17 protein-coding genes are annotated in these 14,662 nt (G+C 48.5%); 5 read left to right on the forward strand and 12 right to left on the reverse strand.

Translation table 11 applies throughout. The annotated features are described in order from the left end of the window. Positions 1 to 148: 148 nt before the first annotated feature. The 5 genes from dapF to V7723_RS01365 are packed head-to-tail and all read left to right on the forward strand — an operon-like array spanning position 149 to position 4,639. Positions 149 to 994, forward strand: a complete 846-nt coding sequence (dapF, locus tag V7723_RS01345) for a diaminopimelate epimerase (protein ID WP_335682614.1) — start codon at positions 149 to 151, stop codon at positions 992 to 994. Further along, on the forward strand, positions 987 to 2,252 hold the full coding sequence (gene mtaB / locus V7723_RS01350) for a tRNA (N(6)-L-threonylcarbamoyladenosine(37)-C(2))-methylthiotransferase MtaB (protein WP_335682615.1): 1,266 nt from the start codon (positions 987 to 989) through the stop codon (positions 2,250 to 2,252). The genes dapF and mtaB overlap by 8 nt, the downstream gene beginning before the upstream one ends. 9 nt (positions 2,253 to 2,261) lie before the next feature. Next, on the forward strand, positions 2,262 to 3,200 hold the full coding sequence (ftsY, locus tag V7723_RS01355) for a signal recognition particle-docking protein FtsY (RefSeq protein WP_335682616.1): 939 nt from the start codon (positions 2,262 to 2,264) through the stop codon (positions 3,198 to 3,200). A 21-nt stretch (positions 3,201 to 3,221) separates the two neighbouring features. Then, positions 3,222 to 3,794: a septation protein A gene (locus V7723_RS01360; protein WP_335682617.1), complete on the forward strand. Its 573-nt coding sequence runs from the start codon at positions 3,222 to 3,224 to the stop codon at positions 3,792 to 3,794. Then, entirely contained in the window at positions 3,791 to 4,639 is an 849-nt protein-coding gene (locus tag V7723_RS01365) for a heme-dependent oxidative N-demethylase family protein (protein WP_335682618.1), read from the forward strand. Before V7723_RS01360 ends, V7723_RS01365 begins: the two co-directional genes overlap by 4 nt. Here the strand turns inward: V7723_RS01365 and V7723_RS01370 are convergent. The 12 genes from V7723_RS01370 to V7723_RS01420 form a co-directional block, all read right to left on the reverse strand. Beyond that, positions 4,636 to 5,403: a DUF4197 domain-containing protein gene (locus tag V7723_RS01370; RefSeq protein ID WP_335682619.1), complete on the reverse strand. Its 768-nt coding sequence runs from the start codon at positions 5,401 to 5,403 to the stop codon at positions 4,636 to 4,638. The two genes, V7723_RS01365 and V7723_RS01370, sit on opposite strands and share 4 nt — an antisense overlap. 23 nt (positions 5,404 to 5,426) lie before the next feature. Continuing rightward, a complete protein-coding gene (locus V7723_RS01375) occupies positions 5,427 to 5,990 on the reverse strand; it encodes an NUDIX hydrolase (protein WP_335682621.1) in 564 nt (187 codons plus the stop codon). A 92-nt stretch (positions 5,991 to 6,082) separates the two neighbouring features. After that, positions 6,083 to 7,456 (reverse strand): c-type cytochrome biogenesis protein CcmI, encoded by a 1,374-nt coding sequence (ccmI, locus tag V7723_RS01380; protein WP_335682622.1) that lies wholly within the window; start codon positions 7,454 to 7,456, stop codon positions 6,083 to 6,085. Beyond that, complete coding sequence (locus V7723_RS01385; RefSeq protein WP_335682623.1) at positions 7,453 to 7,947, reverse strand: cytochrome c-type biogenesis protein; 495 nt, start codon at positions 7,945 to 7,947, stop codon at positions 7,453 to 7,455. The genes ccmI and V7723_RS01385 overlap by 4 nt, the downstream gene beginning before the upstream one ends. Then, complete coding sequence (locus tag V7723_RS01390; protein WP_335682624.1) at positions 7,944 to 8,477, reverse strand: DsbE family thiol:disulfide interchange protein; 534 nt, start codon at positions 8,475 to 8,477, stop codon at positions 7,944 to 7,946. The genes V7723_RS01385 and V7723_RS01390 overlap by 4 nt, the downstream gene beginning before the upstream one ends. Positions 8,478 to 8,487: 10 nt before the next feature. Then, positions 8,488 to 10,479, reverse strand: a complete 1,992-nt coding sequence (locus tag V7723_RS01395; RefSeq protein ID WP_335682625.1) for a heme lyase CcmF/NrfE family subunit — start codon at positions 10,477 to 10,479, stop codon at positions 8,488 to 8,490. Further along, complete coding sequence (ccmE, locus tag V7723_RS01400) at positions 10,479 to 10,919, reverse strand: cytochrome c maturation protein CcmE (RefSeq protein WP_335682626.1); 441 nt, start codon at positions 10,917 to 10,919, stop codon at positions 10,479 to 10,481. The genes V7723_RS01395 and ccmE overlap by 1 nt, the downstream gene beginning before the upstream one ends. Then, complete coding sequence (gene ccmD / locus V7723_RS19735; RefSeq protein WP_443024157.1) at positions 10,916 to 11,134, reverse strand: heme exporter protein CcmD; 219 nt, start codon at positions 11,132 to 11,134, stop codon at positions 10,916 to 10,918. The genes ccmE and ccmD overlap by 4 nt, the downstream gene beginning before the upstream one ends. A 117-nt stretch (positions 11,135 to 11,251) precedes the next feature. Beyond that, the gene (locus V7723_RS01405) at positions 11,252 to 11,986 is read right to left on the reverse strand and encodes a heme ABC transporter permease (protein WP_335682627.1); all 735 of its coding nucleotides are present in this window, start codon (positions 11,984 to 11,986) and stop codon (positions 11,252 to 11,254) included. A 29-nt stretch (positions 11,987 to 12,015) separates the two neighbouring features. Further along, a complete protein-coding gene (ccmB, locus tag V7723_RS01410; RefSeq protein WP_335682628.1) occupies positions 12,016 to 12,681 on the reverse strand; it encodes a heme exporter protein CcmB in 666 nt (221 codons plus the stop codon). Beyond that, positions 12,678 to 13,292 carry a heme ABC exporter ATP-binding protein CcmA gene (gene ccmA, locus V7723_RS01415; protein ID WP_335682629.1) on the reverse strand — a complete coding sequence of 205 codons (615 nt, stop codon included), beginning with the start codon at positions 13,290 to 13,292 and terminating at the stop codon, positions 12,678 to 12,680. Before ccmA ends, ccmB begins: the two co-directional genes overlap by 4 nt. Before the next feature lie 98 nt (positions 13,293 to 13,390). Next, positions 13,391 to 14,641: a phenylacetate--CoA ligase family protein gene (locus V7723_RS01420; protein WP_335682630.1), complete on the reverse strand. Its 1,251-nt coding sequence runs from the start codon at positions 14,639 to 14,641 to the stop codon at positions 13,391 to 13,393. Positions 14,642 to 14,662 lie beyond the last annotated feature (21 nt).

A 14,662-nucleotide genomic window follows, 5' to 3' on the forward strand; every position in this document is an offset into this window, starting at 1 on the left:
GATACCAAAAAAGGGTACTTTATGTTGCGACTCGATTGTCTTGAGTGCCCGGAATTAGCCATAGCATCCCGAATAAGTCAAGAATTATGTAACAACTTGTATGAGGAAATACTAGACCCCGCGTGCACAAACGCCTATATCGCGACGTATGGAACAAATACCTTTCATAAAGATGCATGGTCTTGGCAATGATTTCGTCATTATTGACGGTCGTGAAAACCTACCAGATCTTTCCGTAACAGCCTTACAGGCAATAGCGGATCGACACCGTGGCGTCGGGTATGACCAGCTCATCGTATTAGAACCTTCGATGGCGGGGGCGGATGTGTTTATGCGCATTTATAACGCGGATGGCTCTGAATCCGAAGCCTGCGGTAATGCCACCCGTTGTGTCGTCAATATGATGATGGACGAAACATCTAAAGATGCTGTAGTGGTTGAAACCCTTGCCGGCCTGCTCGCCGGCACCAAGGACAGTGCCGGTGTCATCGTTGTCGATATGGGAAAGCCGTCTCTCGAGTGGCAGAAAATCCCTTTATCCCACGCCCAGGATCCTTCGCATATTGAGCTTACCGCCGGCCCGCTTAGCGATCCAGTCGGCGTAAATATGGGCAATCCCCATGCTGTTTTCTTTGTCGACGATGCAGAGCAAATCGATTTGGAAAAATGGGGACCTATTCTCGAGACTGATCCGGTTTTCCCTGAACGGGCAAATATTAGCGTCGCAAGTAAAATGCCGAACGGCGATATTCGTCTGCGAGTTTGGGAACGGGGCGTCGGCATAACGCTCGCATGCGGTTCAGCGGCTTGCGCGACAATTGTCGCTGCGAATATTCGGGGCCTAAGTGGTCGCTCTTCACGTCTTCACCTGAACGGCGGACCGCTTGATATGCGGATCGGCGAGTCAGGAAATGTTTTCATGGGCGGCGCCATTGCGACCTCTTTCAGCGGACATCTAGATCCAACCCTCCTGCGGGAGACCGAAAATGGGTGAGAACAAACCGTTGAAATCTCCAGAAATAATCACCTTCGGCTGCCGATTGAATACCTATGAATCAGAGGTCATGCGCGGTCACGCTATAGCAAGCGGCCTAACAGATGCGGTGATCGTGAATACATGTGCGGTTACCAATGAGGCTGAACGTCAGGCTCGCCAAGCTATTCGTAAAGCTCGGCGTGACCATCCGAATTCAGAAATTGTTGTTACCGGATGTGCTGCACAAACAAATCCTGAACAGTTTTCGAAAATGCCAGAAGTAGATCGCATTCTTGGAAATCTGGAGAAGCTGGAACGAGAGGCTTTTGGTCTGGAGAAAACCGAGCGCGTTCAGGTGAACGACATCATGTCAGCCGAAGAAACCGCTGGTCATTTGATTGAAGGTTTTGAGGGACGAGCGCGAGCCTTTCTGCAAATTCAAAATGGATGTAATCATCGCTGTACGTTCTGCATTATTCCTTATGGTCGCGGAAATAGCCGATCGGTTCCGCTCGGCGCAATTGTCGAACAAGCTCGGACACTCACACTAAATGGTTATAAAGAGTTCGTCCTGACCGGCGTTGATATCACTGCCTATGGTGAAGACTTGCCCGGAACACCCACATTGGGTCAAATGTGTCGTCGATTGCTGGCCGCGGTCCCTGAAATTCAGCGCCTGCGTTTATCGTCTCTCGATCCTGTGGAAGTCGATGAAGATTTATGGCGGCTCATCGAACATGAGCCGCGCTTGATGCCGCATCTTCATATCAGTTTACAGGCCGGTGACGATATGATTCTAAAACGAATGAAGCGGCGACATCTTCGGGCAGATGTATACGAATTCGTTGAAAAAGCGCGGCGTCTTCGCCCCGATGTGGTTTTCGGCGCGGATATCATTGCCGGATTTCCAACGGAAACCGACGAAATGGCACTCAATAGCCTCAATCTGATCAAAGATTGCAACATCGCCTATATGCATGTTTTCCCCTATTCTGCGCGCCCGGGAACACCCGCCGCAAAAATGCCGCAGGTACCCGGCAATCTTCGCAAAGATCGGGCGGCAGAACTTCGGGCAGCTGGCGATGACAATTTGTCCGCTTTCTTGGATACCCTTGTTGGAACAGAACAATCTGTTCTGGTTGAAAATGAGAACACCGGTCGCACTGCCCATTATGCCCCCGTTAGTTTTGATTTTAAGGCTTGTCCCGGAGACATCATTAAGGTCGCCATCAGAAAAACGGACGGCAAGAAGCTATCCGCCAGTGCAGTAAGTTGAAAACTAAATATGAGTGAAAAAGAAGAGAAAAAAGGCTGGTTTCGGCGACTACATGATGGCTTGAAACGATCCTCCAGCGCAATTTCCACTGGCATCACAGATATTTTCACCAAGCGAAAGCTGGATGATGATGTTCTGGAAGAATTGGAAGAGCTCCTAATAACATCTGATCTCGGCGTTTCTACTGCCGTACGCATTACGGCTAATATCGCCAAGACACGCTATGACAAGGAAATCGAGCCCGACGAAATTCGTAAAGCTCTCGCTGATGAAGTGACAACAATTCTCGAGCCCGTCGCCCGACCATTTACCCTTATGGAAGACCGAAAACCACATATCGTACTGATTGTTGGCGTTAATGGATCAGGCAAGACGACGACTATTGGCAAACTTGCCCATCAATTCACGCAGGCTGGCAAAAAAGTTGTGCTCGCTGCAGGGGACACCTTTCGCGCGGCGGCTATTGAACAGCTTCAAATCTGGGGCGAACGGACCGGTTGTGATGTTGTTACAACGAAAGTCGGCGGAGATGCTGCCGGGCTTGCTTATTCGGCAATTGAAAAAGCTCAAGCAGAAAATGCAGACTTGCTTCTCATTGATACGGCGGGAAGATTACAAAATAAAAGTGATCTGATGGCGGAACTGGAAAAAATTATCCGGGTAGTTAAAAAGCTTGACGCAGACGCACCCCATTCCTGCCTTTTAGTTTTGGATGCCACGACCGGACAAAATGCACTGAACCAAACTGAAGTTTTTGGCAAAGTATGCGATGTCACGGGACTGGTAATGACCAAGCTCGACGGCACAGCGCGCGGTGGTGTTCTCGTCGCCATTGCTGATAAATTCGGATTACCTGTCCATGCGATCGGCGTTGGCGAAGGTGTAGAAAATCTACAGCCTTTTGAAGCTCGTGATTTTGCGCGGGCGCTTTCCGGCCTCAATAACTAGTAGAAGGATTGATCTGCGACCATGACTACCCGTAGAATGCCCACCGGCCTGAAACCGGCAACTGAATTTGGACCCTTGCTCATTTTCTTCGCCGCCTATTATTTCGGGGATCTTTACCTGGCAACCGGCGCAATCATGGTGACGACGGTCGTCTCCCTTGCTATCTCATATTACTATACCGGAACGCTCCCCACTATGCCGCTGGTAACTGCGGTAGTTGTAATGGTGTTCGGCGGGCTGACCTTGTATTTGGAAGACGAGACTTTCATCAAAATGAAGCCAACGATCGTGAATACAATGTTTGCCGTCATTTTGTTTGCCGGCCTCCTCTTTGGAAAATCCTTTATCAAAGTCCTGTTTGATAATTTCTGGAACCTGGATGATATCGGCTGGAAGAAACTAACAGTACGGTTGGCGGTCTTCTTTTTGTTGATGGCCGTGTTAAATGAATTCGTGTGGCGCAATTTCTCCACTGATATATGGGTCAACGTTAAGGTGTTTGCCTCCCCCGCCCTAACTTTTGTGTTTTTCATGGCGCAAGTCCCCTTCATCACCAAACACACAATTGAAAAAACTACAGACACGGACGAATGAGCCTTTCCTATTTTCCCTTAGGCGGAAATGACTTTCGCTTCACTTTGGGTTTGCGGGCTCTGAAAGACCGATCCTGGTTACATGAAGATCAACACCGTCACGCAGACTTACTGGAAAAAGACCGGATCCTTACCAAACATTACGATCATGTTGTCGCCACACACCCCAAAACGTTGGAGGCTCAACAGGAAATTCTTGAGTTGGTGCGCACTGAGCGCCAAAACACTTTTCCCGACACAGCAAGCCAGGTGCCGCCCAAATCACCCGAAATTCCGATTGTCACCGCAGCGAGGCAGGTTCAAGAAGATCTCGTTTTAATGCAAGAAAGCGACAACGGGTATATCCTGACCGCCGCCTGTGTTTGCTTTCCAACCGGTTGGAATCTGCGGGAAAAGATTGGAAAGCCGATTATGGCAATCCATGAACCCATTCCTGAACTCAATGAGCGAATAGGTAGTTCTATCGACCGATTTTTTCAAAACCTGAAAGAAGGAAAAAAGGTCGAACGATTTAACTGGGGACTATATGATTGTCCTGATCTGTTTCAACCGGCATGGATCCGTGATACCCATCGTTCGGACCCACGGATAGATTTTGAAAATATCGGTCAAAAGGTGTTTTTCAGAGTAGAACGTCAAACCCTGCAACGCTTGCCCAAAGACACGGGCATCTTGTTCACCATACGAATTTTTACAAATACGCTGGCGGACGTCGCTAGCGACAAAACCCGAGCATCGAGGTTGTCTCAAAGCCTGCAGACAATGCCTGAATCCGTCAAAGAGTATAAATCCATCAACCGTTTCGCGGCGCCATTAACAGCTTTTTTAAAAGCTGCCTCAGTTTAGTTTCCAAATACTGTCGTTAAAATCTCAGTGGTGCGTTTCACTGGATCATTTCGGATGGCCGCCTCTTCTATGGCAAGATAATGAAACAATCCTTCCAACGCCTGATCCGTTGCATGATCTGTTAGATTGCCTTTTAAATCCGGTACCAGCGGATAATCATTATACTCTGCCGTTAAGCTCTCATACGAGGAAATCGCCCCTACATCTGTAAGCGATTGTTCCATGATCGGACGGACGGTTTCCTTCAGATCGGCACTGGTGACTCTCCGAAAATACTGTGTCGCAGCATCATCTGGTCCATTATATATCGCTTGGGCGTCTTCCAAGGTCATTTCCGTGATCGCCGTATAGAAAATTTCTTTGGTTTTTGGTGCCGCTGCTTCAGCACCACGATTCAGCCGTTCTTCTACTTCATCCGCCATGTCGGAAAGGCCAAATTTCTTTAAAAGCGCTTGCGCTTGCTGCATTTCCTCAGGCAACGGAATATGAATGGTTGGATCACCATTGTAGCCGTCGCTCGCACCAACTTGGCCAACTACGGTGTCGGTACCAACTCGAAGCGCTTCTTTCAAGCCTTCCGTTATCTGATCAACATCCAGATTGCCAACGGCGGAAGACGATGAAGACGTTCCGCCAGTGACCGAATTTGTCGTATCGGTTATGGATTTTTGAACTTTGTCGAAAAGGCCTGCGGCGTCTACGGATATACTAAAGCCAACGCCAACAATGCCGGCCACAATACTTTTTACTAACAAATTCCGCATGTTCTTATCCTAACCAAACAATGTTATCGCTTGAGTATCTCAAACGATTTTTTCAGCATATCCCCATCCGCATTAGTAAAGGGAACAAAACTTTCCTGATCTTTTATCTGTTCATATTGATGTAGGGCCCAGTATACAGTTGGAAAGGCCAAATTATCCCAGGGAATTTCTGACCAGCTGAAAAGCTGAACATCCAGAGATTCCTCGCCGGCGGAAAATTCAGGTATATCAAGCGTTGCTCGATACATCACCTGCACCTGGCTGATATGCGGAACATTATACAAAGCCAGCATATCGCGGATGCGAATAGTCGCCAATGCCTCTTCATATGCCTCCCGTATTGCGCCTTCCGCAGTCGTTTCATTTTGTTCCATGTAACCTGCTGGCAACGTCCAGAAGCCTTTGCGCGGATGAATGGCACGCTTGCACAGCAGAAATTTATCTTCGAAGGTGACAACAGAGCCCACGACAACTTTCGGATTCTCATAATGGACCCAACCGCAATCGGAACAAACATGGCGTTCCAAGCTGTCGCCTTCGGGTATTTCACGCTTAAAGGCATAATCTTTTGGGTCTAATGAGGCCACGTATTCTGTTCTTTCGTCGCTTTTGTATCAAGGAGCGAGAAGGCTACGGTATTCCACTCTTCTTGCCAAGAATTAGCATAAGAAATTATGAATCATTTATTGGTGAGTTCGCCGATAGATTTTGTAACGGCTTGAAACAACGGGCTGCTCTTTGGCGCCAATTCCTGCAATTTCATCCAGAGTGCCAGCGCCTCTTCGTCACGACCGGTCTGAGCTTCTGCCACACCAACATACCAAAGGGCTTGTAGTTGCTCAGGATCCAGAGATAAAACCCTTCGGTAGAGCTCAATGGAACGGTCAGGAATTTCGGCCGAACTATTTGAGCCCTGAATGAGTGCAAAGGCTTCCGCTGCCATTGCAGCAACATCATTTTCCATCAAAGCTGACGCGCGTGCATATGCGTCCGCAGATTTGCCATACTCGTTTAAAGTTGCATATACCTGTCCCAAACGCATCAGACCTTCATACTCTGGAGCGTCTTCCATCCTCGTCGACAACCGCTCAACCATAGAGGCAATCATGGCCTGTCGGTCATCGGCTGACATATCCGCCGCCGCCGCGATGTCTTGCTGTGAGGGTCCGACAGTCGCTAATTTGGCTTTGTCGTCAAAAAGCGTTCCAAGGTCCTTGCTCGTTTTCTCTGCAGCATCCCGTATTCGACGTTCCAAAATAGCAATGAAAGGTGCATCCGCGGGACTTTCCTCATACAGTTTAATCCAGCTATCAAGAGCATCTTCTTCATTGCCATGTTGCGCTTGCAGAACGGCAAGATAATAACGCGCGCCGGGGTGATTAGCATCTAGATCCTGTGCTTTTCGAAAGGCATCTTCTGCATCAGCATCGACGACGCCCTGGGCGTTAAAGTAAAAATTTTCTCCTGCACCAACATAAAGATCAGGATCATTGGTTGCTAGGGTTGTTGCTTGTAGAAAGGTTTCCGCCGCTTCCTTATAACGTTCAGAACGCGACAAACTTCTGGCGAGCAATATCCATCCATCGAGATTATCCGGTTGCGACTTAAGCCCGTCGATGAGCTTCTCTATCAGCTGATCAATATTATTTCCAGTAAAGGCCGCTTTCTCCGTATCTAGATCCCGTGCGGCCAATGGTTGCGATGGTTGATCCGGAGACCCAAGGTCAAAATAAATAAACAGGCTGGCCAAGGGAATGTACAATACCAAACCGGCCATTAGCAATCGATTGATGTCAGAACCGCCCGCACTTTTTAACCCTTCATGTCGGTCGACGCGCAGCATCCGGCGCTTAATCTCAATTGCCAAGGATTCTGCCTCGTCAGCACTAATAATTCCTTGTTCTATGTCCCGGGTTAATTCATTCAGCTGCTGCTCATAAACTTGCAGTCCGCCGTCCGTCCTCGAAATAGAGGCCAGTCCTTTTTTTGTAAAAGGCCAGATTAGAATTCCAACAGAGACAACTAAAATAGCGCCGACAAAGACCCATATCATTTCGGTAACTCATTCTTATCAGCAGGCATGATTTGTTTGAAATCGGCTTCTTCTTCAGGTGTCAACGCGACGATCTCCGTACTGTCAACATTGCCACGCCCGCGGACGAACAGAATGACCGCGATTCCACCAAAGATAAAGATCGCAAACGGTCCTAACCATAAAACCGCGGTCCGAAGTTTAAAGGGCGGGTCCAAGAGAACCCAGTCTCCATATCGCACGACAAGGAAGTTTTTGACCTCTGCGTCCGTATCTCCGTCAAGGATCCGTTCACGAACAATCTGGCGCAGATCCCGCGCCAAATCCGCGTTACTGTCGAGGATCGATTGGTTCTGGCAGACGAGACAGCGGATACCTTCTGAGATTTCACGAGCGCGGGTTTCCTGCGCAGGGTCATCCAGTTGCTTTTCCACGAAAACAGCACCGGCGCTGCCAATAACAAGAACTGTGAAAATAGCAGCGATAAAGCCTGATCGAAAAATAGCACTCAAGAATTATTCCCCTGGAGAAGCGGCTCAATCCTCTGTTCGTAAATATCCCGGCTTACGGGGCCGATTATTTTGTCCATTATTTTTCCGTCTGGGCCAATGACAAAGGTTTCGGGCACGCCATACACCCCAAAATCAATTCCAACCCGGCCCTTTTCATCCATTCCCGTTCTGACATAAGGATTGCCATTGCGTTTAAGCCATTCGGCCGCTGCACCGGGTTTATCTTTATAATTGAGCCCATATATGTCTACTTTGCCTTGCTTTTTCAGTTCCATGAAAAGCGGATGCTCGGCCAAGCAGGCAACACACCAAGAAGCAAACACATTAAGAAGTGTAATTTTCCCGGTTTTTAAGTCTGTAGAAGCCAAATCAGGCCCATACCCCGGAACACCCGATAGCGAAAATTCGGGAACAGGTTTGCTCACCAATTCGGACGGGATCTCCGAAGGGTCCAGATTAAAAAGGGCGTACCACATGATCACGGCAATTGCTGAGAATGTTAATACCGGCGCTAAAAACCGAAACCGCATTTGTGGACCCTTATATTCGAGTGGGCACTTTTTCGCCCTTGATTTCTATTTGTCTCTTTTTCGGCGCACCGAGCCGCAACCGTCTGTCACTCAAACTCAAAAAGCCGCCAAAAAACATGGTCAAACATCCGAGCCAGATCCAGGAAATAAACGGCTTGTGATAAATCCGCGTTGCATAGCCACCAGCGCCGTCTTCATCGCCAATAACAACATACAAATCAGCGGTAAGCATCGGACGAATTGCAGCTTCCGTCGTCATCATTGGCGGGTCTGTATAGACCCGCTGCTCCGGAAACATCTGGTATCCATCGCCGCCTTTCTTGGAAGCCGTGAAAGAGCCACGAAGGGCATCATAATTAGGACCCACAATCTGTTCGGCTCCGTTGAACGTAAACTCATATCCCCCGACAGTAGCTGTTTCACCAGGCTTCATGATACCAAGCCGTTCCGACTGCCACGCTTCAGAAGCCGTGATACCAAGCACTACCAGCGCCACACCAATATGGGCGGCTGTCATGCCATGGGCACTGCGCGGTAAATTTATCATCCGCCGCCAACTAGAACTGAGCGGCGCGCGAAATAACTTTATCCGGTCTGCCCATTCAACAAGCGAGGCGGTTAAAAGCCAAGCAAAAAGGCTCATACCGACCAAGGCTAGAAGTGGGCCATCGGTTTGCAGCCACCAGGTCAGGCCAAGAACAATTAGTACGGCGAACAAGCCAATCTTCAGTCGCGACAAGACGCTCCCAAGATCTGCTCTTTTCCAAGGAAGGAAGGGGCCAAACGCCATGGCGATAACCAACGGTGCCGCAAGCGGTAAAAAGGTAGCGTTGAAATATGGCGGCCCGACGGAAACCTTCTCTCCGGTAAACGCATCCAGAAAAATAGGATAAAGCGTTCCAAGCAATATTGTTGCGGCGGCGGTCGATAACAGCAGGTTATTCAGAACCAATGCACCTTCTCGACTTATAGGTGCGAAGAGGCCTCCGCCTTTCATCGCCGGTGCCCGCACGGCATAGAGCACCAAGGATCCACCAATGACGAAAATCAGAAACATCAAAATAAATACGCCGCGCGCAGGGTCGGACGCAAACGCATGAACGGAATTCAAAACCCCGGATCGAACCAGGAAGGTTCCCAGCAAACTCAGGCTAAATGCGATAATAGCCAGCAAAATTGTCCAGTTTTTAAGGGCATCGCGCTTTTCAACAACGATGGCCGAATGCAAGAGGGCAGTTGCAGCCAACCACGGCATAAAGGACGCATTTTCGACGGGATCCCAAAACCACCAACCGCCCCATCCCAATTCGTAGTAAGCCCACCACGAGCCCAAGGCAATTCCGATGGTTAGGAAGGCCCAGGCTGCCAATGTCCAGGGGCGAACCCAGCGCGCCCAAGCAGGGTCAACCTTGCCTTCAATTAACGCCGCGATGGCGAACGAAAAAGTCACGGAAAGCCCAACATAGCCCAGATATAGAAAAGGCGGATGAAAGGCGAGGCCTGGATCCTGCAACAGTGGATTGAGTCCGTTACCATCGAATGGCGCTGGTATAAGGCGCTCGAAAGGGTTCGATGTAAACAGGACGAAAAGAAGAAATCCAACACCAATCAACCCCTGAATGGCAAGAACACGTGCTTTCAAACTATCCGGGAGGTTGCGACCAAATAATGCGACTGCAAACCCGAACAAGGCTAATATCCAGACCCAGAGTAAAAGCGAACCCTCATGATTACCCCACACCCCACTAATTTTGTAGAGCAGCGGTTTGAGAGAATGCGAATTGCTAGCGACATTTAGAATTGAAAAATCACTGGTCACATAACCAACTGTCAGACAGATAAAGGCGCCCGTCAAAGCCGCAAACTGGACAAAGGAGGCATTTTCAGCAAGCTTCATCAGTGCTGTGTTCTGTTTATGGGCGCCGATAAGCGGCAGAGTGCCTTGACAGATTGCTGTTACCAGCGCCAATACCAGAACAAATTGGCCAATTTCCGCGACCATTATTTGTTTTCCTCAGGTTGCCAGTGCCCCGATTTTTTTAGGCTCTCTGCGACTTCAGGCGGCATATAATTTTCGTCATGTTTGGCCAATACATTGGAGGCGACAAAAACGCCGTCGTCGTTCAATTGGCCTTCCGTGACGACGCCTTGCCCCTCACGAAATAAATCTGGCAACAATCCTTCGAAGGTCACAGGAACCGACTCTGCCATGTCCGTGACCCGAAACTGGACAACAACACCCTTCTTCACGACACTTCCTTCTTCGACCAACCCGCCCAGGCGAAAAGTTCTACCGGCAGGAACAGTTTTCTCCGCCAGATCTGACGGGCTATGAAAAAAGACGAGGCTGTCTTCGAAAGAAGTCAACACGAGTACAGCCGCGATAGCCAGGACACTCATTCCCGCAATAACGAAGTACAATCGTTGTTTTTTACGTGTCATGTAGTGCCCTTCGATGAAGGTGCGGATGTACCACGCCGACGGTTCGGCCGTTCTTGTTCGGCCGCACTTAATTTGTTCTCAATCGATTTGAGTTTCGATTGACTCCAGACATACAATGATAAAAGGCAGATAGCGGAAATGGCAAAGGACGGCCATACAAAACCAGCATAACCTCCCATATTAAAAAATGCCTCGATTTTTTCCATCGGTTCCATCAAATCTTGCTATAATCTGCGCGCGACATAGTCAATCCTTCATATATCGCTTATCGAGCCAAAATACACGCACCAACAACAATTATGCGTCACAATGCCGCGATGACCAAAATCCTGCTATTTATCCCGAAGAGCATTCATATTCATAATTCTAAGGCGGCGTCCCAATATTTCTGTCTTCACCCGAATGATCCAAACCATCAAGAAGAAAGACGTATAGGCCAACCCCATAATTAACAGAGGCGTCAGAATTGAACTATGTATTTTAGGACCCTGCAATGTTGCGACGCTTGCGGGTTGATGCAGCGTATTCCACCAGTCCACGGAAAATTTAATAATGGGTACATTTATGGCACCGACCAAAATAAGAATAGTAGCGGCCTTCGCCGCTTTGTTCGGGTCCTCAAAGCTTTCCCAAATAGCCATATAACCAAGGTACAAAAACAACAGAATAAGCATGCTTGTTAAGCGAGCGTCCCAGACCCAATAAGTTCCCCACATGGGTTGGCCCCAAAGTGATCCAGTAATAAGCGCCAGAAACGTGAAGCTCGCCCCAATCGGAGCGGCTGCTTTGGCGGATAAATCAGCAACAGGATGTTTCCAGATCAATCCGGTTGCAGACGATACGGCCATCATCGTATAAATCGACAACGCCATCCAGGCCGCAGGTACATGGACGAACATTATTCGAACCGTTTCGCCCTGTTGATAGTCAGGCGGGGCAACGAACAATCCAAAATAAAGCCCGGCAACCAGTAAGATAACCGTCGCAGCAACAGACCACGGATAAATCACCGAGATTATCTTCAGGAACCGTCGAGGGTTAGCGTATTTATGTAAATCAATCGCCATTATTTCCGTCAGTATTTCTCTGGTTGCACTTAGTCAAATGTTAATCGCAATGCAGCGGCAGCGGCCACCGGCCCGACTACTAATGCCCCTAATGAAATACCGGATAATAACATTAGGTGCGAAGATACAGGTAATACAGCGATTGCCGCCTCAACAGCAGCAACGCCAAAAATCAATACTGGTATATATAGAGGTAAAACCAAAAGCGACAACAATACGCCGCCGCGCCGCATTCCAACGGTTAATGCCGCACCAATTGCCCCGATCAAACTTAATGTCGGTGTCCCTATGAGCAACGCCAGCACCATAACCCAGATCCCTGCCAGGTTCATATTCAGCGACAAAGCCAGAATGGGCGTGATTATGATGAGGGGTAGAATCGAAGAAATCCAGTGAGCACAGATTTTTCCAAGAATCAGCATTTCTAACGGCAAAGGTCCCAAGACCAGCAAATCAAGAGAGCCATCTTCATAATCCGCTTGAAATAAGCGATCCAGTGTCAGCAAACAGGCTAGAAGCGCACCGACCCATATTACGCCGGCAGAAATCCTGGACAGAATATTCAATTCCGGACCGACACCCAATGGAAACAACACGATAACAATAACAAAAAAACTAAGGCTGAGAGAGATAGCGCTGCCTTGTCGATAACTCAATTTCAAATCTCGCCGAAGAATAGAAAGAAACCTCGTCATTGGCTCACCATCGCATCTAAAACGAGTGAGGAGGAAAAGTTCAGGCTAAGAAGCTGATGCGTTGAGTACAGAATTGTGCCGCCCTCTTCGAGATGACGGTCCAGCTGATTTTTTACAAGATCTATGTAAAGCTGATCTAAAGAGCTGAACGGTTCGTCCAATATCCAAAGCGGTGCTTTAGTAATCAGCAGTCGGGCAAGATTTACGCGTTTTTTTTGACCGGCTGATAGCAATCCGGTTGGCGTGTCCTTCAATGGACCGAGCTCAAACTCGAAAAGTGCGCGATCAATAGTCCCATCACCGAGATATTGTGCCCAAAAACTCAGATTTTCAGCAACCGTCAGCGCGGTTTTCAAGGCATCTTGATGGCCTACATAAAGAAACTCATCACGATAGCTGTCGGGATCGTCAAAACAACTTTTACCAAGCCATTTCATGTCACCTTGAGCCGGTTTTAACAATGTCGCGCAAATGCGGAGCAGCGAAGATTTACCGGCGCCGTTTTTTCCCTTGATCCAAAGCGCTTCCCCTGCAGATACCTGAAAGGAGACATCTTCAAAAACAAGATGATCCGAACGGATGCAGGTCAAATTTTCTACGCTCAAACTCATAAAGTAACAGCTTCAATCCAAATCAATAGAAATCCTCCGCCATGACTACAGGATTGCTGCTGTTAGCGCAAATCATAGCCGTTGCTCTAATAAGGTTACTATTCGTAAGTTCGGATGTCGTCGATAACCTTGCCGTCATTCGCCAGACTTCCGGCAGCTACAAATTCCACAGACCCGCGCACCTTGCAGAGATTTTGTATGGATTCTTCAATGGCGGCTTTAAGCTGGTCATTCACCTCAGCACGTATCTCACACTGTAACATCATGGCATCCACGTTGTTATTGCTGCTCACCACAAGCCTTACTTTCTGGATTTCATCATGCCGTTTATGAACCGCGACAACTTGAGAGGGATCGACAAACATACCTTTAACTTTTGCTCTTTGGTCAGCCCGTCCCATCCAGCCCTTAATTCGAGCATTGGTTCGACCGCACGGGCTTTGACCTTCCAATAGCGCAGACATATCACCTGTGGCGAATCTAATGAGAGGATAGGTTTTGTTAAAACATGTCACCAATACTTCGCCGACTTCTCCGGCCGCGACTGGATCGCCCGTACCCGGACGCACGATCTCAACAATAACACCCTCGTCAATAATCATGCCTTCCATCTCATCACTCTCGTAGGCAATCAATCCAACATCTGCTGTTCCATAAGACTGGGTAACGGACTTCATCCCCAAATTAATCAATGTGGATCTGAGGGAAGGCGGTAACGCCTCACCGCCAACGCTAGCATGCGTAATGGAGGACATATCAAGACCCGCTTCCTGCCCTTTTTCTAGTAAAATTCGGAGAAAAGAAGGGGTTCCAACATAAGCTTTAGGTCGTAATTCACTGATGGCTTGAAGCTGCATATCAGTATTTCCGACACCTGCCGGAAATACTGGACAGCCAACAGCGCGCGCGCCGCTTTCCATCATCATTCCAGCAGGTGTCATATGATAGGAAAAAGTATTATGCACCAAATTTCCAGGACGGAAACCCGCGGCCCACATGGCCCGGCCCATACGAAAAAAGTCTTTTACATCCTGGCCTGGTTCATAGATTGGACCTGGTGACATGAATATGTTTGCAAGTTTATCCGTTGGCTCCGCATTCAATCCACCGAACGGCGGTGATTTTTTTTGTTGAGCCATCAGATCAGATTTTCTTGTGACAGGCAATTCTGACAAGGCTTCAAAACCGCCGATAGTTTTTGCGTCAACGCCTTCTAGTATCTCTGCAAAATAAGGAGAATTCGTTTTTGCGTAAGTGATATGGGCCTGGAGAGCAAGAAACTGTTCCTGATTGCGCTGATGCTCATCACGGGTTTCAAGGGAATCGTAATACGTGTCTGCGGCGGTCATGCGGCACCTATTGAATGGTAA

Source organism: Sneathiella sp., from assembly GCF_036960985.1.
GTDB lineage: Bacteria > Pseudomonadota > Alphaproteobacteria > Sneathiellales > Sneathiellaceae > Sneathiella.

Bases quoted from the DNA above. Each gene is read 5' to 3' on its own strand.
- V7723_RS01395 (WP_335682625.1), bottom strand. From the start codon at position 10,479: ATGGTCGCGGAAATTGGCCAATTTGTTCTGGTATTGGCGCTGGTAACA.
- V7723_RS01390 (WP_335682624.1), bottom strand. From the start codon at position 8,477: ATGCGGTTTCGGTTTTTAGCGCCGGTATTAACATTCTCAGCAATTGCC.
- dapF (WP_335682614.1), top strand. From the start codon at position 149: ATGGAACAAATACCTTTCATAAAGATGCATGGTCTTGGCAATGATTTC.
- V7723_RS01420 (WP_335682630.1), bottom strand. From the start codon at position 14,641: ATGACCGCCGCAGACACGTATTACGATTCCCTTGAAACCCGTGATGAG.
- ccmD (WP_443024157.1), bottom strand. From the start codon at position 11,134: ATGGAACCGATGGAAAAAATCGAGGCATTTTTTAATATGGGAGGTTAT.
- mtaB (WP_335682615.1), top strand. From the start codon at position 987: ATGGGTGAGAACAAACCGTTGAAATCTCCAGAAATAATCACCTTCGGC.
- ccmE (WP_335682626.1), bottom strand. From the start codon at position 10,919: ATGACACGTAAAAAACAACGATTGTACTTCGTTATTGCGGGAATGAGT.
- ftsY (WP_335682616.1), top strand. From the start codon at position 2,262: ATGAGTGAAAAAGAAGAGAAAAAAGGCTGGTTTCGGCGACTACATGAT.
- ccmI (WP_335682622.1), bottom strand. From the start codon at position 7,456: ATGATATGGGTCTTTGTCGGCGCTATTTTAGTTGTCTCTGTTGGAATT.
- V7723_RS01365 (WP_335682618.1), top strand. From the start codon at position 3,791: ATGAGCCTTTCCTATTTTCCCTTAGGCGGAAATGACTTTCGCTTCACT.
- V7723_RS01370 (WP_335682619.1), bottom strand. From the start codon at position 5,403: ATGCGGAATTTGTTAGTAAAAAGTATTGTGGCCGGCATTGTTGGCGTT.
- ccmA (WP_335682629.1), bottom strand. From the start codon at position 13,292: ATGAGTTTGAGCGTAGAAAATTTGACCTGCATCCGTTCGGATCATCTT.
- V7723_RS01360 (WP_335682617.1), top strand. From the start codon at position 3,222: ATGACTACCCGTAGAATGCCCACCGGCCTGAAACCGGCAACTGAATTT.
- V7723_RS01405 (WP_335682627.1), bottom strand. From the start codon at position 11,986: ATGGCGATTGATTTACATAAATACGCTAACCCTCGACGGTTCCTGAAG.
- ccmB (WP_335682628.1), bottom strand. From the start codon at position 12,681: ATGACGAGGTTTCTTTCTATTCTTCGGCGAGATTTGAAATTGAGTTAT.